At 67.0% G+C, this 19,670-nt stretch carries 17 protein-coding genes and 2 riboswitches; of the genes, 5 read left to right on the forward strand and 12 right to left on the reverse strand.

What is annotated here, in order from left to right:
* The first annotated feature begins 227 nt into the window (after positions 1–227).
* Positions 228–878: a hypothetical protein gene (locus AC1DFE_RS06440; protein WP_476905071.1), complete on the forward strand. Its 651-nt coding sequence runs from the start codon at positions 228–230 to the stop codon at positions 876–878.
* 184 nt (positions 879–1,062) lie between these two features.
* Here AC1DFE_RS06440 and AC1DFE_RS06445 read toward each other — a convergent pair whose 3' ends face one another.
* Positions 1,063–2,547, reverse strand: coding sequence for a CoA-acylating methylmalonate-semialdehyde dehydrogenase (locus AC1DFE_RS06445; RefSeq protein WP_476905072.1), 1,485 nt, complete (start codon positions 2,545–2,547; stop codon positions 1,063–1,065).
* Positions 2,548–2,598: 51 nt separating this feature from the next.
* Entirely contained in the window at positions 2,599–3,501 is a 903-nt protein-coding gene (gene mmsB, locus AC1DFE_RS06450; RefSeq protein ID WP_476905073.1) for a 3-hydroxyisobutyrate dehydrogenase, read from the reverse strand.
* Positions 3,502–3,613: 112 nt separating this feature from the next.
* Here mmsB and AC1DFE_RS06455 point away from each other — a divergent pair, with 112 nt between their 5' ends.
* Positions 3,614–4,546 carry a LysR family transcriptional regulator gene (locus AC1DFE_RS06455; RefSeq protein WP_476905074.1) on the forward strand — a complete coding sequence of 311 codons (933 nt, stop codon included), beginning with the start codon at positions 3,614–3,616 and terminating at the stop codon, positions 4,544–4,546.
* Between the two features lie 51 nt (positions 4,547–4,597).
* Here AC1DFE_RS06455 and AC1DFE_RS06460 read toward each other — a convergent pair whose 3' ends face one another.
* From AC1DFE_RS06460 to AC1DFE_RS06475, 4 genes are all read right to left on the reverse strand, one after another.
* The gene (locus tag AC1DFE_RS06460) at positions 4,598–5,746 is read right to left on the reverse strand and encodes an alcohol dehydrogenase catalytic domain-containing protein (protein ID WP_476905075.1); all 1,149 of its coding nucleotides are present in this window, start codon (positions 5,744–5,746) and stop codon (positions 4,598–4,600) included.
* Positions 5,747–5,843: 97 nt separating this feature from the next.
* Positions 5,844–7,226 carry an MFS transporter gene (locus AC1DFE_RS06465; RefSeq protein WP_476905076.1) on the reverse strand — a complete coding sequence of 461 codons (1,383 nt, stop codon included), beginning with the start codon at positions 7,224–7,226 and terminating at the stop codon, positions 5,844–5,846.
* Between the two features lie 244 nt (positions 7,227–7,470).
* Positions 7,471–8,703: a homoserine O-acetyltransferase MetX gene (gene metX / locus AC1DFE_RS06470; RefSeq protein ID WP_476905077.1), complete on the reverse strand. Its 1,233-nt coding sequence runs from the start codon at positions 8,701–8,703 to the stop codon at positions 7,471–7,473.
* Positions 8,704–8,716: 13 nt separating this feature from the next.
* Positions 8,717–8,832, reverse strand: a riboswitch (SAM riboswitch).
* Positions 8,833–8,937: 105 nt separating this feature from the next.
* On the reverse strand, positions 8,938–10,254 hold the full coding sequence (locus AC1DFE_RS06475) for a bifunctional o-acetylhomoserine/o-acetylserine sulfhydrylase (RefSeq protein WP_476905078.1): 1,317 nt from the start codon (positions 10,252–10,254) through the stop codon (positions 8,938–8,940).
* 41 nt (positions 10,255–10,295) lie between these two features.
* Positions 10,296–10,412: riboswitch (SAM riboswitch) on the reverse strand.
* A gap of 128 nt (positions 10,413–10,540) precedes the next feature.
* Here AC1DFE_RS06475 and AC1DFE_RS06480 point away from each other — a divergent pair.
* Positions 10,541–11,179, forward strand: a complete 639-nt coding sequence (locus tag AC1DFE_RS06480; RefSeq protein ID WP_476905079.1) for a VOC family protein — start codon at positions 10,541–10,543, stop codon at positions 11,177–11,179.
* Positions 11,180–11,335: 156 nt separating this feature from the next.
* On the opposite strand, the gene AC1DFE_RS06485 is transcribed toward AC1DFE_RS06480, so the two are convergent.
* On the reverse strand, positions 11,336–12,115 hold the full coding sequence (locus AC1DFE_RS06485; RefSeq protein ID WP_476905080.1) for a CPBP family intramembrane glutamic endopeptidase: 780 nt from the start codon (positions 12,113–12,115) through the stop codon (positions 11,336–11,338).
* 106 nt (positions 12,116–12,221) lie between these two features.
* Between AC1DFE_RS06485 and AC1DFE_RS06490 the strand changes: the two genes are divergently transcribed.
* The gene (locus tag AC1DFE_RS06490; protein WP_476905081.1) at positions 12,222–12,902 is read left to right on the forward strand and encodes a histidine phosphatase family protein; all 681 of its coding nucleotides are present in this window, start codon (positions 12,222–12,224) and stop codon (positions 12,900–12,902) included.
* A gap of 44 nt (positions 12,903–12,946) precedes the next feature.
* Here the strand turns inward: AC1DFE_RS06490 and AC1DFE_RS06495 are convergent, their stop codons facing one another.
* From AC1DFE_RS06495 to tdh, 5 genes are all read right to left on the reverse strand, one after another.
* Positions 12,947–13,735: a DeoR/GlpR family DNA-binding transcription regulator gene (locus AC1DFE_RS06495; RefSeq protein WP_476905082.1), complete on the reverse strand. Its 789-nt coding sequence runs from the start codon at positions 13,733–13,735 to the stop codon at positions 12,947–12,949.
* A 111-nt stretch (positions 13,736–13,846) separates the two neighbouring features.
* The gene (locus AC1DFE_RS06500) at positions 13,847–15,058 is read right to left on the reverse strand and encodes an amidohydrolase family protein (protein WP_476905083.1); all 1,212 of its coding nucleotides are present in this window, start codon (positions 15,056–15,058) and stop codon (positions 13,847–13,849) included.
* 11 nt (positions 15,059–15,069) lie between these two features.
* A complete protein-coding gene (locus AC1DFE_RS06505) occupies positions 15,070–16,188 on the reverse strand; it encodes an NAD(P)/FAD-dependent oxidoreductase (protein WP_476905084.1) in 1,119 nt (372 codons plus the stop codon).
* Positions 16,189–16,233: 45 nt separating this feature from the next.
* Positions 16,234–17,430, reverse strand: a complete 1,197-nt coding sequence (locus tag AC1DFE_RS06510; RefSeq protein ID WP_476905085.1) for a glycine C-acetyltransferase — start codon at positions 17,428–17,430, stop codon at positions 16,234–16,236.
* Between the two features lie 77 nt (positions 17,431–17,507).
* Complete coding sequence (tdh, locus tag AC1DFE_RS06515) at positions 17,508–18,554, reverse strand: L-threonine 3-dehydrogenase (protein WP_476905086.1); 1,047 nt, start codon at positions 18,552–18,554, stop codon at positions 17,508–17,510.
* Between the two features lie 133 nt (positions 18,555–18,687).
* On the opposite strand from tdh, the gene AC1DFE_RS06520 reads away from it, so the two are divergent.
* A complete protein-coding gene (locus AC1DFE_RS06520; protein WP_354263396.1) occupies positions 18,688–19,596 on the forward strand; it encodes a LysR family transcriptional regulator in 909 nt (302 codons plus the stop codon).
* The last annotated feature ends 74 nt before the right edge of the window (positions 19,597–19,670 follow it).

Below are 19,670 nucleotides of genomic sequence, written 5' to 3' on the forward strand. Positions count from 1 at the left end.
CAGCGGCGTGCTGGCGAGCGGCGTCCCGGTGCGCAGCGAAGGCGGCGCGCTGTGGCAAACGTAGGCGGCGTTCGGTGGACTTCCTCGGTATGCCAGCGGTCCGGATTCCGGCGGGTTCCTGACGTCCGGTGCAGTCTTCCAGCTGCCGTGCGCTCAGGGCATAAGTATCCTGGGCGCGTTGTCTTACAGGACTAAGCTTGAATGGACACTCACCGGGAGGCTTCACCGTGTTCGACTTGTTTTTCTGGATCATCATTCTGGCCGTCCTGATTCCCATGGGCAGGCGGATGTACCGGAGGTCAGTTCAACAGCGGAACCAAGGGCCCGGCCTGCCCGGGCAGTACCCGGGACAGTTTCCCGGCGAGGCGCCCGACCAGTTCGGCAACCAGCCGCGCAACCCGTTCGGAGGCCCCTTCCAGGGCCGGCCGGACAACCGGCCGCGGGACGGCTACACGCAGCAGGACTACTTCAGCGGTGGATTTGGGGTTCCCCAGCGCGGCGGCCGGGAAGACCTTCCGCCCCTGAACCAGCCGTACCCGGATCAGCAGTACCCGCCATACCCGAACCAGCCCTATCCGAATCAGCCCTATCCGGGCCAGCCGTACCCGAATCAGCCCGGTCCCGCCGGCACCGGTGCGCCGTCCTGGCAGCAGGGACCGGTCCCCTATGAGGACAGCCCCGAGTACGGGGCCAACCCGCCGCAGCAACAGCAGAACCCTGCCACCACGGGCGGTCAGGCGCCCACGACTCCCCCGCCGCCGTCGGCTCCGCAGGGGTTCCGCGCGCGGAAACTGGCTGAGCTGGACCAGCAGTACAGCGACGGGCAGATCTCCATGGAGGAGTACATGAGCCGGCGCAACGACATCATGAACGGCTAGGCAGCGGGTCCGCGCCGCTAAGCCTCGTGGAGGCTCACCTTGTCGCGCCGGACGAGAGCCGCAAGGGTCTGTGAGGATTGCGGCACCCGGGAAAAGGTACAGCCCGCGGCCCGCTGCTTGTGGCAGCGGGACGCCGGCTGAGGGCACAGGCGGGTCTTGACCGGCCCGGCACCGAGGTTCGGGTTTAATCGATCTGCGGGAAGCCGAGGTCAATGACCGAGGTGGACGGGTCCGGCCAGCGGGTGGTGACTACCTTGCCCCGGGTATAGAACCTGATGCTGTCCGGGCCGTACATGTGGGTGTCCCCGAACAGCGAGTTCTTCCAGCCGCCGAACGAGAAGGTGCCCACGGGAACCGGGATGGGAACGTTGACGCCCACCATGCCGGCCTCGACGTCGAACTCGAACTGCCGTGCTGCCCCGCCGTCCCGGGTGAAGATGGCCGTGCCGTTGCCGAACTCGTTCTCGTTGACCAGCCGGACGGCGTCGCTGTAGGTGTCGGCACGGACCACCGCCAGGACGGGGCCGAAAATCTCGTCGTCGTAGACCTTCATGCCGGGCTTCACGTGGTCCACCAGGCTGACGCCAATAAAGAAGCCGTTCGAATCGAACTGCTGCGAGCGCCCGTCGACGACGACGGTGGCGCCTTCGTTTTCCGCGCCCGCAACGTAGGAAGCCACGCGGTCCCGGTGCTCCGCGGTGATCAGCGGACCCATCTGGGAGGCGGGATCGGTTCCCGGACCAATCGTGAGGCCGGCCATGCGGCTGGAGATCGCCTGCACCAGGTCGTCCGCGATGTTCCCCACCGCCACGAGGACGCTGACGGCCATGCAGCGTTCACCCGCCGAACCGTAGGCCGCGGAAACGGCAGCGTCGGCAGCCATGTCCAGGTCGGCGTCGGGCAGCACCACCATGTGGTTCTTCGCCCCGCCCAGGGCCTGGACGCGCTTGCCGTGGTCGGCTGCCCGTTTGTAGATCGACTGCGCAATGGGCGTGGAGCCGACGAAGCTCACCGCTTTCACGTCGGGGTGTTCAAGGAGGACGTCAACGGCTTCCTTGTCCCCCTGGACCACGTTCAGCACGCCGGCCGGCAGCCCGGCTTCGGCAAAGGCCTCCGCGATGAAGACGGCGGCCGACGGATCCTTCTCGCTGGGCTTCAGCAGCACGGTGTTGCCGCAGGCCAAGGCGCTGCCGATCATCCACAGCGGCACCATGGCCGGGAAGTTGAAGGGGGTTATGCAGGCCACGACGCCCACCGGCTGGCGGACGGAGTGGACGTCGATGCCGTTGGAGACCTGCTCGGAGCGCTCACCCTTGAGCATGTGGGACAGGCCGGTGGCAAACTCAATGTTCTCCAGGCCTCGGGAGATCTCACCCTCAGCGTCGGAGAGGACCTTGCCATGCTCGCTGGTGAGGATCGCGGCGAGTTCAGATTTGCGCTGGGTCAGGATTTCGCGGACCCGGAAGAAGATGTTGGTGCGCCTGGCCAGGCTGGTGGCCCGCCACGCGGGCAGCGCGGCGCGGGCGGCGGCGATTGCTTCTTCTGTGCGCGACGCCGAGGCGAGCGCCACCTGCTTCTCCTGTTCGCCGGTGGCGGGGTTGAAGACGGGGCCGAAGCGTTCAGCGTCATCGACGCGGCTGCCATTGATGAAATGCGGAATTGTTTCCAAGGGAAGTCTCTTTTCGCGTTTAAGAGTCGGGGGAAGATTTGGTGGCGGGGGCTAGTTGGCGGAGCCCAGTGAGCCGTCGGCGAGTTTGATGATCATCGAGCAGTCCTTGTCCGCCTCGCCGGCGTCGATAAGCTGCTGGAACAGCTGCTGGACATGCTTGCCGATCTCCAGCGGAGTGCCGGTGTCTTCGGCGGCGCTGATGGCCAGGCCGATGTCCTTGTTGGCCAGTTCGGTGGTGAAGGTGGGTGCAAAGTCGTTGTTGGAGGCGGCGGTGGAAACCACTCCGGGCACCGGATACCAGGTCCGCAGCGCCCAGGAGTCACCCGAGGACACGGACGCGATGTCCCAGAAGACCTGCTTGTCCAGGCCCAGTCGGTCAGCCAGGACGGCGCCCTCGGCGGTGGAGGCGAGGTTGATGAAGAGCATCAGGTTGTTGCAGATTTTGGCCGCTTGCCCGGTGGTCGCGCCGCCGGTGGGGATGATGTTGGCCGCCATCGGGCCGATGAAGCCGGTGGCGTCTGCGACGGCGCCCTCCTCGCCGCCCACCATGAAGGTCAGCGTCCCGGCCTTTGCCCCGCTCATGCCGCCGGATACCGGGGCGTCCACGAAGCGGAAGCCAGCGGCAGCTGCGGCGTTGTGCAGTTCCTGTGCGGACGCGATGTCAATCGTGGAGGAGTCCACCAGCAGCGTGCGGGTATCGGCATGGGCCAGGACGCCGTCTTTGCCGAGGTAGACAGCGCGGGCGTGCTCACCTCTGGGCAGCATGGTGAACACTACGTCAGCGCCGTCGACGGCCTCGGCAATGCTGCCGACCGGCTTGACGCCGGCTTCCTCGGCGGCGGCGAGCGCGGCGGGATTGAGGTCAAAGCCGCGGACATCGTGCCCGGCCTTCGCCAGGTTCGCGGACATGAAACCGCCCATGTTGCCGAGGCCGATCCAACCGATGACTGCCATTCGTAAGCTCCTTCGCTTCGGATCCGGCCGCTCGGGCCGGAAGGTCTGTGTCCACCATCACACCCTGCTAGAGTGCAATCAAGGGGAAAAATTACAGACGCTATGTGCACTGATGCACATTGAAGAAAGGCTTGCCGTGGACCTGAGGCGGCTCCCGAGCCCTGACGACCTGCTGATCCTGCTGACAGTTGCGCGCCTGGGCAGGTTCAACGCGGTGGCGGAAACGCTGGGCACCACCCACACCACCATCTCCCGCCGGATCCTCGCCCTGGACAAGCAGCTGGGCGGGCGCACCCTGGAACGCAGCCCGCAAGGCTGGGAACTGACCCAGCTCGGTGCCGCCGCCGTGGAGGCGGCGGAAGCCATTGAAAACACCCTTGAATCACTCTCCGGCCTGATCAGCCAGGACCAGAGTGCCCTGTCCGGGCTGGTGCGCGTCGCGACGACGGACGGGGTCGGGGCCGTATTCGTCACGCCTGCGCTGGTCAGGCTGCAGCAGCAGAACCCGCAGCTGAACATCGAGATGCTGAGCGCCACGCGGAAGGTCAGCCAGAACAGGTCCGGCGTGGACCTGGAAATCGTGGTGGGCCGGACCGACGTCAGCAACGCCCAGACCATCTTCCTGAGCAATTACTACCTGCGCCTCTATGCCAGCCCAAGTTACGCCGCTGAGCACGGACTGCCGGAAACGCTCGACGACGTCGGGCAGCACGGCTTTGTGTCTTACGTTGAGTCCGCGCTCCAGGTGGCGGAGCTGGGGCACCGCTGGTCCTCGGAGCTGCCCATGCCCACCTCAAGCTTCCAGGCCACGAGCGTCTTCGCCCAGGTGGAGGCGGTGCGGCAGGGCGCAGGCATCGGGCTGCTGCCGAACTTCATGGTGGCTGGCCAGCCGGACTTCGTTCCCGTCCTCGCCGACGACTTCGAGCGCCAATTGCCCATCTGGGCCGTGGCACGGCCGGAGTCCCTACGCTCGGCCGCGGTGCAGGCCGTCATCGCCTCGCTCAGGGAGGAAGTGAAGGCACGGGCAGGGCTGCTGGCAGGCTGAAGCGGCGGTAGCCGGCAGTTCCTGCCCCCTCACTTGCTGCTGAACCTGCCGTCAGGCCTGGAACAGCCGCCGCACCACCTGCCCGGAGGCCAGCGCATCGAGCCCCTCGTTGATTTCGGTGAGCGGCCTGGTGTCGGTGTGCAGCAGCTCCACGGGCAGCCTGCCCTCCCGCCAGTAGCCGAGGTAAAGCGGGATGTCGCGCCCGGGAACCGCGTCGCCCATATACGAACCGAGCAGGCGCTTGCCGGCTCCGGCGAACTGCAGGGCCGGCACCGTCAGTTCGGATGACGGATGGGGCAGGCCGACCGAAACCACGGCGCCGCCCCGGGTCACGTGCCCGAGGCAGGCGGCGATCACGCCGGCCGAGCCGACAGCCTCGATGGCGACGTCCACGCCGTCGCCCGCCGCCTCCGCGATCAGGCGGGCGGCGTCCCCGGGCGTACCCACAGCGGTGGCGCCGCTGTCGCGGGCGAGCTGGTGCTTGCCCGGATTGGGATCGATGGCGATCACGCTGCCGGCGCCGGCCAGGGACGCGGCCATGACGGCGGAAAGGCCCACCGCCCCGAGCCCGAAGACGGCCACCGATTGCCCGGCCATGACGGCTGCGGTGTTGAGCACCGCTCCCATGCCGGTGAGCACGGCGCAACCGAACATCGCCGCGACAGTGTCCGGGACGTCGTCGTCGATCACCACCACCGACTCCCGGGCCACCACCGCGTATTCGGCAAAAGCCGAGACGCCCAGGTGATGGTTGATCCGCTCCCCCGCCGGCGTCCGCAGCAGCGCCTCGCCGTGCAGCAGATCGCCCGAGCCGTTGACCTCGGCCGCCCGGTGGCACAGAGCAGGACGGCCGGACCGGCAGGCACGGCAGTCCCCGCAGCTGGGCACGAACACCAGCACCACATGCTCGCCTACCGTTACATCGGAGACGCCGGCCCCGACGGACACCACCCGTCCCACCGCCTCGTGGCCCAGCGCCATGGGAAGGGGCCGCACCCGCGAACCGTCCACCACGGAAAGATCCGAATGGCACAGGCTGGAGTAGGTGATGGCAACGCCCAGCTCGCCGGCACGGGGCTCCGGCCGTTCCAGCTCCTGGACCACAAGAGGCCGGGCCTCCTTGTAGCTGGGTTTCCGTGCGGCGGCGCCGGCAGACGTGTCAGCGTTGGGAACGGTGGAGTAGAGGACTGCTGCCTTCATGGGAATCCTGCCTTGGGGTCGGTGAACGGCCGACTGCCCGGCCCCGCTGACGTGGGGGGCCGGGCAGCTTGACTGGTTCGTGGTTGGAGAGCCGGACCTACTTCTTGCCGGCCGCGAGGAGGTCAGCGGTGCCCTGGGCGTCGGCCGCGTCCACGTCGTGGAGCGAAATGCCGCGGGTTTCCTTCAGGAAGAACACCGCGACGGCAGTGATGGCGCAGGCAATGAGCAGGTAGATCGCCACCGGTGTGGAGGACTTGTAGGTGGCCAGGAGCGAGGCGGCGATGATCGGGGCCAGTGAGCCGGCGACGATCGAGGTCACCTGGTAGCCCAGCGAGACACCGGAGTAGCGCATCCGGGTGGGGAACATTTCCGCCATGATCGCCGGCTGGCCGGCATACATGAGCGCGTGGAACAGCAGGCCGATCATGATGGACGCCAGGATGATCACGTCGTTCTTGGTATCCATCATCGGGAAGGCGAAGAAACCCCAGGTGGACCCCAGGATGGCGCCCGCCATGTAGACGGGCTTGCGGCCGAAGCGGTCCGACAGCTTGCCGACCAGCGGAACGGCGACGAAGTGCAGGGCGTGGGCGAACAGCAGGAGCAGCAGGATCCGGGTGGTGTCGGCCTGGACCACCGTCTTCAGGTAGGTGATGGAGAAGGTCACCACGAGGTAGTAGAGGATGTTCTCGGCAAAGCGCAAGCCCATGGCGGTGAAAACGCCACGCGGGTAGCGCCTGAACACCTCCGCAACGCCGTAGCCCTTATGGCCGGCCTCGACCTCTTTGCGGGCTTCCAGGAAGATCGGGGCATCGTTGACCTTGGTGCGGATGTAGTAGCCGATCAGGACGATCACAGCGGAGAGCCAGAACGCCACACGCCAGCCCCAGCCGAGGAAGGCTTCCTGGGTCAGCGTGGAGGACAGGATGAACAGCACGGCCGTGGCGAGCAGGTTGCCCATGGGCACGGCGGACTGCGGCCAGCTGGCCCAGAAGCCGCGGGACTTGCTGGGGCTGTGCTCTGCCACGAGGAGGACTGCCCCGCCCCATTCACCGCCGACGGCGAAGCCCTGGGCGAACCGCAGGAAGACCAGGAGCGCGGGGGCCCAGTAGCCGACCTGCTGGAACGTCGGCAGGCAGCCCATCAGGAAGGTGGAGACACCCACCAGGATGATGCTCAGCTGCAGCAGCTGCTTGCGGCCGAACTTGTCCCCGAAGTGGCCGAAGACGATGCCGCCGATCGGGCGGGCAATGAAGCCGACGGCGTATGTGAGGAAGGCGGCGATGATGCCGTCCAGCTCGCTGCCTGCATTGGGGAAGAAGGCCTTGCCGAAGACCAGGGTGGCGGCCGAGGCGTAGAGGAAAAACTCGTACCACTCCACGACGGTGCCGGCCATGGACGCCGTGACAACCTTTTTGAGGCCTGAGGCCTTGACGTCGGTTTCCTCTGTACGCCTTGCGGCGGAGCTTTCCGTACTCATTGCGAACTCCTTCGGCGTCTTCCTCGACACCACGGGGACCAGTCGATGGCGAACGGATGTGATGCGCACCACGAACGCCGGATTCAACGAGTATGGTCTGCCCAACAGGCAACCTCAACGCCAAATAGTGCAGGGCACATCTGCAGAAATGCACATGCGAGGCGCCGCTGCGGCCGAAGAATTGTCCGGGCGCGCCACGATGCCCCCGGGCATCCGCGCCGGCGGCGGGCCCGCCGGTGCGGCGTCAGTTGAGGAAGTGCGCCCTGAGCTGGGCGTTCAGCTGCCCGATCTCCGTGAGGAAGCCGTCGTGACCGATCGGCGAATCGATCATGTGGACATCCACGTTCCCCGGCAGTGCTTCGGCGAGTTCCACCGACTGGGCGGGAAAGTACAGCCTGTCCGTCTCCACGGCGGCAACGAAGAAGTCGGCGGAGGCGCGGGCCAGGGCTTCCTTAAGCGTCCCCCGGCCGCGGGTGACGTCATGGCTCATGAGTGCTTCCGTCAGGGCGATGTAGCTGTTGGCGTCGAAGCGCCGGACCAGCTTGTTGCCCTGATGGTCGAGGTAGCTCTCCACCTGGTAGCGTCCGCGGCCTGCCAGCACGTCAGCCTGCAGCGGCGCCTCGGCGGGCTGGGCATTCCTGCCGAACCGGAAATCGAGTTCATAGGCGGAACGGTAGGTGATGTGGGCAATCCGGCGTGCGAGCGCCAGGCCCTCCTCGGGTTCCGGGCCGCCGTAGTAGTCGCCGCCGTTGAAGTGGCGGTCCTGCCGGATGGCGAGCGTCTGCGCCTGGGCGAACGCGATCTGTTCGGCGGTGCTCCTGGCCCCGACGGAAATGACACCGCAGCGGCGCACCCGCTCCGGGAAAGTCACTGCCCACTCGAGCGCGCGTGCACCGCCCATGGATCCGCCCACCACTGCATGCCAGCTGCTGATGCCGAGCCGGTCGGCGAGCCTCGCCTCGGCAACGGTGGAGTCCCTGAGCGTCACCAGCGGAAAACGTGAACCCCAGGGCTTGCCGTCCGGCGCAGCCGACGACGGTCCGGTGGACCCGTAACAGCCGCCCAGGATATTGATGGAGATGACAAAGAACCGGTCCGTGTCCGCCGGCGCACCGGGTCCGGCGAGCTGTTCCCACCAGCCTTCCTCGTCCCCGGCTCCCCGGGTCACGTGGGTGCTGCCCGTCAGGGCATGCTGAACGAGGATGGCGTTGGAGCCGTCCTCGTTGAGCATTCCCCAGGATTCGTAGGCCAGGGTCACGTCCGGCAGGAATCCGCCGGCCTCAAGTTCCAGGCTGCCGATGCTGACGTACTGGACAGCGCCATCCTGATTTGTGGCCTCGAAAAGTGTGCCACTGGAAACGGTGCCGTCTGGAACGGTGCCACTTGGACTGGTGCCACTGGGAACCGTGGCACTTGGAACCGTGCCGTTCGGAAACTGGGCAGCGGGTACGTCGGTGCGGCTGACAGAAATAGTCATGGGTTAAACCTCTTCTACGCGCTTGCCCGCCGGCAGCAGTCCGGCAGGCCAGGTCTTCACCCGGGGCACCCCACCGCGGAAGGAGGGTTGCCGGCCAGCAAGCCGGGGCTGTCGCTGGCACTCATGACCTGTTGCCAAGTTTATGAAACAGGCGGACACATGTGCGAAGAATGTGACGGCTGTGTGACTCCCGGCCCGCTCACGGGACGGGAGTCACACCCGTGGCACCTGAAGTCAGACGCCTTTGGCCGCGCGGAATCCGGCGTCGAGGTCGGCAAGGATGTCGTCGATGTGCTCCAGGCCCACGGACAGCCGGACCAGGCCAGGGGCAACACCGGCCACGCTCTGCTGTTCCGGAGTCAGCTGGCTGTGCGTGGTCGACGCCGGGTGGATGACCAGGGAACGGACGTCGCCGATGTTCGCCACGTGGGAATGCAGCTCCAGGGCGTCCACAAAGCGCTTGCCGGCTTCGGCGCCGCCGGCCACCGTAAACGCCACCACCGCGCCGGTGCCCTTGGAGCCATACTTAAGGCCACGCTCGTACCAGGGGCTGGACGGCAGTCCGGCGTAGGCCACGGACTCGACGTCGTCGCGGGCTTCCAGCCAACTGGCCACCGCCTCTGCGTTGGCCACGTGGCGCTCCACCCGCAGGCTCAGTGTCTCCAGGCCCTGGGCGATGAGGAAGGCATTGAACGGGGACACTGCGGAACCCAGGTCGCGCAGCAGCTGGACTCGCGCCTTGAGGATGTAGGAGAGATTGGCCCCCAGGGCTCCGCCCGCGCCGAGGTCCCGGGCGTAGACGAGCCCGTTGTACGTGGGGTCCGGCGTGTTGAAGCCCGGGAAGCGCCCGGGATCCGTGCCGAAGTCGAAGTTTCCTGAATCCACGATGACACCTGCAATGGCGGCTCCGTGCCCGCCCAGGTACTTGGTGGCCGAGTGCACCACGATGTCTGCGCCCCACTCGAACGGCCGGATGAGGTAGGGCGTGGAAAGAGTGTTGTCCACGATCAGCGGCACGCCGGCGTCGTGGGCTGTCCGGGCAACGCCTTCGATGTCCAGGACGTCCTGCCGGGGGTTGGACACTACCTCGGCGAAGAAGAGCTTGGTGTTCGGCTGCACGGCATCGCGCCACTGCTGCAGGTTGTCCGGGTCGGCCACGAAGGTGACGGATACGCCGAACTTCTTCAGCGTGTGTGCCAGCAGGTTGTACGTGCCGCCGTAGAGGCTGGGGCTGGCCACCACATGGTCGCCGGCCTCGGCGATGTTGAGGATGGCGTATGTTTCGGCGGCCTGTCCGGAGCTCAGGAGCAGTGCGGCAAGCCCGCCTTCCAGGCTGGCGATCCGCTGCTCAACGGCGTCCTGGGTGGGGTTGCCGATCCGGGTGTAGATGGGAGCGATCTCGGCGAGCGCGAAGCGGTCCGCTGCGCTTTCTGCGCTGGGGAAGACGAACGACGTCGTCTGGTAGATCGGCAGCGACCGGGCTCCGGTGGCGCTGTCCGGCGTCTGGCCGGCGTGGATCTGACGGGTTTCGAATGACCATGCGTTGGACATGGGGCTCCTCTGCTGAAGGGGCATGTGCTGGTCCCTGCACAGGCCCGCGCTTGCCGCACGGCGGGCGCCGCGCAGCCAGGTCTTCACCCGGGGCACCCCGCCGCGGTGGAGGGTTGCCGGCCAGCGAGCCGGGGCTTCCTTCGCTGGCACTCATGACCTGCGATCAGTGTAGGAATGGCAGTGTTACGCGCACAGCTTTGTGACGAACTTCGTCAAAGTATGGACTTTTCTCAAGGTTAGGCGAGCCTTAGCTGAGAGCCCCGTCACAAAGTGCCAAGATGAGGGCATGCGCATGGATCACGTCTCTTACGCCTGTGAACACGATGGCCTCGCGGCCACCACCGAACGTATCTCCTCCGCCCTCGGCGTCGAAGCCGTTAAGGGCGGGGTGCACCCCCGGTTTGGAACCCGGAACATGATTATTCCGCTGGCCGGCCATAAGTACCTTGAGGTTGTTGAGGTCCTGGACCACCCGGCGTCGGACAAGGCACCGTTCGGCCAGGCCGTCCGGGCCCGGTCCGCGGCGGGCGGCGGCTGGATGGGCTGGTGCGTCGAAGTTGACGACCTCGCCCCCTTCGAGGAACGCCTGGGCCGCTCGGCGGTCAACGGCAACCGCAAGTTCCCGGACGGCCGCGAACTTGTCTGGAAGCAGATCGGCATCCTTGGCCTGATTGCGGACCCGCAGGTTCCTTACATGCTGAAGTGGGAGGGCGATCCGGAACTGCACCCGTCCAATGCCTATGACAGCAATGTGAAGATGTCCAGCCTCACGATCGCGGGCTCTGCCGAGCGCGTGACCGAGTGGCTCGGCGAGCCGGTGGAACGGCCGCTTGAGGACGTCGCCGTGAACTGGGTAGCCCCGCACGGTACACCGGGCATCCTTTCCGTCACGTTCGAAACCACAGCAGGCGCCGTCACCATCTGACGCGTTTACTGCGCCCCACTTCGGCCGCCATCAGCGGGTGCCAACGACGTCACCCGCTGATGGCGGCCGAATCATTTTTAACGGCTGCTCGCTTGCGTAATCCGACTTGCCCACGCAGCCGGACTGGCCCGACGGCCTTACCGGACAGGCTGGTTCCTAGCCCAGCCCGACGGCCTTGCCAAACAGGCTGAACCCGACGAACGCCACGATGTCCAGCAGGGCATGCGCGATGACCAGCGGCATCACGCGGCGGGTCTTGGTGTAGACCCAGGCGAAAACCACGCCCATGATGGCGTTCCCAATGAAGGGTCCGAACCCCTGGTAGAGGTGGTAGCTGCCGCGGAGCATGGAGGAGACAAAGATCGCCAGGGGGGTGGACCAGCCGAACTTGCCGAACCGGTCCAGAAGGTAGCCCACCACAATGGCTTCCTCCACGATCGCGTGGCGCACGGCGGACAGGATCAGCACGGGCACCGTCCACCAGTAAGCGTCCAGGCCGCTGGGGATGATCGCCGTCGTAATGCCGAGGGCACGCCCGGCGGCGTACAGGCCAAGTGACGGGATGCCGATCAGGCCGGCCAGCCCAAGCCCCTGCAGGAGGTCCTTTCCGGGCCGGGCAAAGTTGAATCCCAGCTTCCGAAACGCGGAGCCGGCGTCGTGCCCCGACCCGGGCTTCGCCTGGCGCTGGTCGGTCAGGAAGAAGATCACCAGCAGGACCGGCACGAGGGCAAAGATGATGTCCAGCAGCTGGTAGGTCAGGTCGAAATATTCGCGCGTGCTCTGTGACCTGTTCAGCGTGGACGTGCCCTGCGCCAGCGGCGCCCGGGTCAGTTTGTCGAGCAGCTGCACCACGGAGTAGACGGCCGACTGTCCCAGTGACAGACCGAGGACAATCCAGACTTCGAACCGCAGCCGGCGGCGGGAAGGAACCAACATATTCCTATCTTGCCTGCACCTGCTGGTACTTACCTGTCAGCCGGTCGCTTTCCTGCCAGCACGTCGGTTCCCGTGCCGCGGCGGGCTGACCCTATGCTGGGGAACTATGAGCGCTCCCGGCAAAATCATCATGATCCGGCACGGCCAGTCGGCAGCCAACGCCGACACCTCCATCTACAACAGGGTGCCCGACTACCGGATTCCGCTGACGGAACTTGGCCTGGAGCAGGCCAAGGCCGCCGGGGAGCGCATCCGCCGCGAACTGGACGGCGGCCAGGTGAGCGTCTACGTCTCGCCGTACCTGCGCGCTTACCAGACCCTCGAGGCGCTCAACCTTGGGTCCCTGACGGAACGGGTCATCGAGGAGCCGCGGCTGCGCGAGCAGGACTGGGCCAACTTCCAGATCTCCGGGGACATCGAGGACCAGAAGGAGCTCCGCAACGCGTACGGGCATTTCTTCTACCGCTTCCGGGAAGGCGAGTCCGGCTCCGACGTGTACGACCGGATCTCCTCGTTCATGGAGACCCTGTACCGGCACTGGTCCAAACCCGACTACTCCCCCAACACCCTGCTGGTCACCCACGGGCTCACCATGCGCCTGTTCTGCATGCGCTGGTTCCACTGGTCGGTGGAGTACTTCGAGTCGCTGAACAACCCCGAAAACGCGGAGGTCCGCATGCTGGTGCGCAACAGCCTGGGCAAGTACCGCCTCGACGTCCCCTTCACCCAGTGGGTGGACCGGAGGATGGATGAAACAGTGCTGGACGCCCCGCCGGTCATCTTCTAGGCGCCGCCGGCTTTTCCAGGCGATTCCACAGGCGCCGTGCTTTCTTAGTCCCCCGCCACTATGACTTCGGTGCCGCGGGCTTCGAACGCGGCCTTGTCCGCCGCCGAAATGCCTGAATCGGTGATGAGCCGGGTGAAGTTGTAGCCGTCCATGGTGGCGAACGCCCGGCGGCCCACCTTCGAGGAGTCTGCGATCACGTACGAAACGCTGGCCCGGCTGGCGAGCAGCGCATTGACTGTCGCCTCCGCCTCACCCGTGTTCGTGGGCCCCACCTCGGGATCAACGCCGTTGACTCCGATGAAGGCGATGTCCAGCACCACCTTCTGCATGATGATGTCCGTGTACGGGCCCACAAGTTCATAGGACCGCGTGTTGAGGATGCCGCCGGTCACCATCACCTTGATGTTCGGCCGGACGGCAAGCTGCGAGGCGATGTTAATAGCGTTGGTGACCACCGTGAGGGTGGGCTGGTTCGACGGCGAGTTGAGGTCCTCGCGGGTGGCCAGGATCTGCGCCAACGCGGTGCTCGTGGTCCCGCCGCACAGGCCGATGACCATGCCCGGGGCAATGAGCGCCGAAGCGGCCAAGGCGACCTCCTGCTTGGCCACGGCGTGGTCGTCCCGGTTGTACCTGCCGGGAAGGTCGTAGGCCAGGGCGCCGGTGGTGGCGCCGCCGCGGGTACGCGTCAGCAGCCGGCGCTTCGCCAGGCTGTCCAGGTCCCGCCGCGCGGTTGCCGGTGATACGCCGAGCCGGGTGACGATCTCCTCGACTTCCACCTGGCCGGACTGGGCGAGGAGGTCAAGGATGGCCGTCAGTCGGTCGGTGCGCGTCATTCAGGGCCTTTCAAGATCCAAAACGTCACGAAAAAATGACGTTTTTTGATTGTATCAGACCCCTAACAATCATCTTGCGTCACATGCGACACCTGACGGCACCGCCCGACACTACCGTGCCCGCACCCCTGCACGCCAAACGGCGTGGGTCAGCGGCATGCCCGGCCGGTAAGCCAGGTGGGTGGCGGACGGAGCGTTAAGGACGTGCAAGTCTGCCCGGTGCCCGACGGCGATGGACCCCACCGCGCGTTCGCCGTCGACGTCGTTGCCGGACTCGCGCTGCAACGCGAGGGCACCGCCGTATGTCGCCCCCCGGACGGCCTCATGGACGCTCAGTCCCATCTGGAGGACGGCTGTGGTGACACAGAACGCCATGGAACTCGTGTAGGACGTGCCGGGATTGCAGTTGGACGCGAGCGCCAGGGGCACGCCGGCATCCAGGAGCTGCCGGCCGGGGGCCAGCGGCTGGCGGGTGGACAGATCGCAGGCCGGCAGGCAGGTGGCCACCGTTCCCCGGCTGCCCGTTCCGGCTGCGGCATCCCAGCCGGCCCAGCTGGCAGCGAGATCGGCAATGTCCTGCTCCGAGAGATAGTTGGCGTGGTCCACGCTTGCTGCGCCGAACTCCACCGCGAGGCGGACTCCGGCGCCGTGCCCCAGCTGGTTGCCGTGCACCCGCAGCCCCAGTCCGGCGTCGCGGCAGGCCTGCAACACCGCGCGGGACTGCTCCTCTGTGAAGGCCCCGCGTTCACAGAACACGTCAGCCCAGCTGACATACGGAAGGACCGCATCCAGCATCGGGCCGCAGACGAGCTTGGTGTACTCATCCGCGTCAACCCCGGCCGGCACCAGGTGGGCGCCCAGGTAGGTGACTTCGTCGGCCACGGTCGAGGCGATCCGGGCGCTCCTGGCTTCCTGCTCGACGTCCAGGCCGTAGCCGGTTTTCGTCTCCAGGTACGTCGTGCCCTGCGACACGGCTTCGGCGACGCGCCCGTGGGCCAGCCTCGTGAGGTCGTAGTCGCCGGTGTTGCGGGTGGCTTCGGTGGTGACGGCGATGCCGCCGGCGTTGTACTCCTCCCCCGCCATCCGCGCCTCGAATTCCGCGGTCCGGTCCCCGGCGAAAATGAGGTGCGTGTGGGAGTCCACCCAGCCGGGCAGCAGGGCCCGGCCGCCCGCGTCCACGGCGTCGTCGGCTGCCGGAGCGGAGGATGCCTGGCCGATCCAGGAGATGCGCTCCCCCTCGATCACCACTGCCGCGTCCTTGAGGACGCGGCGCTCCGGGTCCTGGGTCATCAGTTCGGCAATGTTGGTGATCAGGGTGCTCATGGATCCATTCTTCAGCGCCGGATGGACCAGCGCGTCGCAGCCAGCGCATCCGCCGTCCGGGATACCGGACCGTCGCTGGCAGGCTGCCCGGTTCCGGCCTCCTGCCCCGCAAGGATCTGGGCGGCGGCGAGTTCGGCAATGCCGGACGACGTCTGGAACCCGTAGCCGCCCTGGCCTGCGAGCCAGTAGAAGCCGCGGGCCTCGGCGTCGAACCCCACTACCGGGACGCCGTCGGCCGCCTCCGTGCGCAGGCCGGTCCAGGCCGTCCGGACGGCACCGATCCCCAGCGTTGTCAGGGTGTTGAGGCGGGAGATGAGCCGCTCCACGTCCCCGGGACGGGGACGTGCGTCCTCCGCCGGGCTGGCCACGTGTTCCGACGGCGAGATCAGCATGTCGACGCCGTCCCTGCGGAAGTAGAAGGAGTCGTCGGCTGCAGCCACCATGGGGCTGCCGTCCGGCAGCGGATGGTCGACGCCGACAATTGCCGCCGTGCGGCGGTACGGCTGCAGCCCGGTCTTCTCGACGCCGCTGAGCACCGCCAGCTCGTCCGCCCAGGCACCGGCCGCGTTGACCAGCACGCCGGCGGAGAAGCCCTCCTGCCCGGCTCCGATCTCCCAGCCTGCTCCAAGCCGCTGCGCCGAATGGACGCGGGCGCCCGTGATGACGTCCACGCCTGCAGCCTGCGCCCGCGCCCGGTGCCGCTCGAGGAGGACCGGGGCGTCGCAGCCAAAGGACCCGGTGTCCAGGCCGGCGGCGGAGAAGGAGTCCGGCCTCAGGGCCGGGCACAGCCCGAGCGCCTCCCGGTGGCTGATCAGGCGCATCTGGCCGCTGGCCTCGGCCCGCACCGACTCCTCGTCCCCGATCAGCAGAAAGCTGCGCGGGGACAGCACGGGCCGGGGCTGTCCGGCGTCGTCTGCCGCGATCAGTTCGAGGGTGCGGACGGTGAGTTCCTGCACCACCGGCGGACCGTAGCTGGGATTGAGCTGCCGGGCCGAGCGCGAGGACGTGTGGTAGGCGAGCTGCTGCTCCGCCTCCACGAGGGCCACGGTGCAGTTGCCGGCCAGCGCGGAGGCCAGGGACAGCCCGGCAATCCCGCCGCCCACAATGACTACGTCATAAGTTGATGCCATGGCCTCAATCCTTACAGATGGCCCGAACCTACGCAGCCACCGAACCTACGCAGCCACCGCGTCCCGGCTTTTGACGAACGCCTGGACGCAGGTTTCGACGTCGTCGGCACTGTGGGCGGCGGATAGCTGGACGCGGATGCGGGCGGCACCACGCGGCACTACGGGGAAGCTGAAGGCCGTCACGTAGACCCCGTGCTGGAGCATCTGGTCCGCCACCTTCGCGGCCAGCACGGCGTCACCGAACATGACCGGCACAATGGCGTGCTCGCCGTCGAGCAGTTCGAAGCCTTCCTCCGTCATCCGGCGGCGGAACAGCCCAGCGTTGCGGAACAGCGTGCTTCGCAGCTCCCCGGAGGCCTGCACGAGCTCAAGTGCCTTGATGGTGGCCGCCACGATGGCCGGTGCAAGGGAGTTGGAGAAGAGGTAGGGTCGCGCCTTCTGCCGGAGCATGGCCACCACTTCGCCGCGGCCCGACACGTAGCCGCCCGAGGCGCCGCCCAGCGCCTTGCCGAACGTGCCGGTGAAGATGTCCACGCGGTCGGCGACGCCGGCGTGCTCGGGGGTCCCGGCTCCGGTGGATCCCATGAATCCGACGGCGTGGGAGTCGTCCACCATCACCAGGGCGTCGTGCTTCTCGGCGAGGTCACAAATGGCCTCCAGCGGGGCCAGGTAGCCGTCCATGGAGAAGACGCCGTCGGTGACGATGATCTTCCGCCGGGCGTCCTTCGCTTCGACGAGCTTCGCCTCCAGGTCGGCCATGTCCTGGTTGGCGTAGCGGAAACGCTGCGCCTTGCAGAGCCGGATCCCGTCGATGATGGATGCGTGGTTCAGGGCATCGGAGATGATGGCGTCCTCGGGGCCGAAAAGCGACTCGAACACGCCGCCGTTCGCGTCAAAGCAGCTGGAGAACAGGATGGTGTCCTCGGTGCCCAGGAACTTCGAGACCCTGGCTTCGAGTTCGAGGTGGAGGTCCTGGGTGCCGCAGATGAACCTGACGCTGGCCATGCCGAAACCGCGCTCGTCCATGGCGGACTTGGCCGCGGCGATGATGTCGGGGTGGTCGGCCAGGCCCAGGTAGTTGTTGGCGCAGAAGTTCAGGACCGGCGAGCCGGCCTCGCCGATCTGCCCGGCCGTGATGTGGCTGGCCTGAGCGGAGTCGATGTGCCGCTCGGTCTTGTAGAGGCCTGCGGTGCGGATGTCGTCCAGCTCGGCGCGGAGCTGGTTCTTGATGGCTGAGTACATGGCGTGTTCTCCTCGGCTGGGAAACTGTCAGAAACGGCGGATGGGCTGGCGGCCGGATTTTCGGGCCAGATTTCAGGTCAGACTTCCGACCAGTCGAGCACCACCTTGCCGCCGACGCCAGCCTTGGCGATTTCGAAGCCCTTCTCCCATTGCGCGGCCGGCAGCACGTCCGTGACCACCGCGGAGATGCTGGCGTGCACCGCCGGGTTGGAGGACAGCATGGCGCTCATGGCGTACCAGGTCTCGAACATCTCGCGGCCGTAGATGCCCTTCAGTGTCAGCATGTGGGTGACCACCTTGGCCCAGTCGATGTCGATGGACTGGCTGGGAAGACCCAGCATGGCAATGCGTCCGCCGTGGTTCATGTTGTCAATCATCTCCGGCAGCGCCGTGGGATGGCCGGACATTTCCAGGCCGATGTCGAAGCCCTCGCGCATGCCCAGCTCCCGCTGCGCCTCGCGGACCCGCGTCTTGGAGACGTCGATGGCCAGGTCCACGCCGAGCTGCCGGGCAAGCTCCAGCCGCGGGGCCGAAACGTCGGTGATGGCGATCTTACGGGCGCCGGCGTGGCGGGCCACGGCGATGGCCATGAGGCCGATCGGTCCGGCGCCGGTGATCAGGACATCCTCGCCCACCAGCGGGAAACTCAGGGCGGTGTGCACAGCGTTGCCGAAGGGGTCGAAGATGGCGCCAAGCTCGGGCGTGACGGACGGGTCCTGGTGCACCCAGACGTTCGTCTCCGGGATGACCACGTATTCGGCGAACGCCCCGTCCCGCTGCACGCCCACGCTGACCGTATGGATGCACATCTGCCGGCGGCCGGCCCGGCAGTTCCGGCAGATGCCGCAGACGATATGGCCCTCACCGGACACGCGGTCTCCAACTTTGACGTAGCGTACGTCCTCGCCGGTAGCCACCACCTCGCCGTAGAACTCGTGCCCGGCGATCAGCGGGGCCTCGATGATGCCCTGCGCCCAGGCGTCCCAAGACTGGATGTGCAGGTCCGTCCCGCAGATGCCGGTGGTCAACACGCGGATCTTGACCTCGCCGGGGCCGGCGTCCGGTTCGGGGCGGTCGGTCAGTTCAAACCCGGCGTGGGCGCCGGCCTTGTAGAGGGCCTTCATTGGCTTCCTTACGTTCGGCATGCCGTGGCATGCGGGAAAATCTCCCTTCATTAGAGCCACCTTCGACCCATTAGCACAAGGGGAATTTTCTCAATCGACGATTAAGGAAATGCTAAGGAATAGGATGGAGCGCATGGAGATCCACCAGCTCGAAATGCTGCGGGAGCTTGGCGCGCTCGGAAGCGTCAAGGCCGTGGCCGATACCCTGCTCGTCACACCCTCGGCCGTGTCGCAGCAGCTCGCCCAGCTCCAGAAAAGCGTCGAGGTGCCGCTGACACGCAAGGAGGGCAGGAACCTGGTCCTTACGGAGGCCGGCCAGGTGCTCGCAGACGCGGGTGCCGCCGTCGTCAGTGCCATGGCCGACGCCCGGATGGCGATCGGCGCCTACCACAGTTCCACGGTAGCGCCGGTGACCGTGAGCGGTTTCCACAGCGCGGGGCAGGCTCTGTTTGCGCCGCTGGCGCGGCTTCTGGACGGCCCGGACAAGCCGAAGGTGCTGCTGTCCGACGAGGACGTGGCCCAGCAGGATTTTCCCGCGCTGACGGCGCGGTACGACCTTGTCCTGGCGCACCGGATGGACCACAGCCCCAAGTGGCCGGAGGAAAGGGTGGCGGTGATACCACTGGCCCATGAGCCGCTGGACGTTGCGCTGCCGGCCGGCCACCGCCTGGCCGGCCAGGCGGCACTGACGGCGTCCGACGTCGTCGGCGAACCATGGGTGACCAGCCGCGCCGGATACTCCCCCGCGGACGTGCTGTCCGCCGTCGCCGCGGTGTCCAGCCGGGAGCTGAACATCGTGCACCGGATTAATGACTACTCAACAGTGGCGGCGCTGGTGGCGTCGGGAAGCGTGATCGGCCTGCTGCCGCGGCACACGGCGCGCCCGGTGCTGAACCCGGACATTGTGCTGCGGCCGCTGCACGGCATCAGCACGCGGCGCCGGATCGACATCCTGGCGCGCCCGGAAAACCTGAAGCGTGCCTCGGTCCGGGTGGTGTGCGAGGCGCTGCAGGACATCATGGCCCGGCTCAGCCACGGTTAAAAACCAACTGGGTCGCAGCACAGGGCGTTCTGAGCTCTCAGAACCCCCTGTGCTGCGACCCAGTTTGGGTTACA

It is taken from the genome of Arthrobacter sp. 05T423 (assembly GCF_056396245.1).